Source organism: Adlercreutzia equolifaciens, from assembly GCF_029076695.1.
Taxonomy (GTDB): Bacteria; Actinomycetota; Coriobacteriia; order Coriobacteriales; family Eggerthellaceae; genus Adlercreutzia; species Adlercreutzia equolifaciens_A.
The window spans coordinates 1-322 of record NZ_JARFIK010000232.1 but is presented as its reverse complement, the minus strand read 5'-3'; the positions used below and the strand labels follow the sequence as shown (position 1 = coordinate 322).

Annotated in this window: 1 protein-coding gene; it reads right to left on the bottom strand. The window is 58.4% G+C overall.

Translation table 11 applies throughout. The features are described 5' to 3' along the window. The coding region (locus PZH32_RS12185; RefSeq protein ID WP_275208519.1) for a cation transporter at nucleotides 1-212 on the bottom strand (212 nt) is incomplete at its 3' end. Nucleotides 213-322 lie beyond the last annotated feature (110 nt).

Genomic DNA, 322 nt, shown 5'->3' with positions numbered 1-322 from the left:
GGCCGCGCCGCCAAGCTGATGCCCACAAGCCCGATGACATTGCCCACCGAATCGAACACCGAGTGGATGCCGTCGGCCAGCATCGACGCCGACTGCGAAGCCAGACCGTAAAAGTACTTGGCCGCGGCCACCAGCAAATTGAGCCCCAGCACAATCCACAGCACCCGCTCCACCTGGCGCGCATGCGTACTCTTCAGATTATGAGCGTCCATCCTCGAACCCATCCTTAACGATCAAGCCAGCTCATCCTTTTAACCGGACCAATTGCAGCACCCAGCTTCGCCCGAGGAAGTCAGCGAGACTCCGATATCAAAAAAAAGGG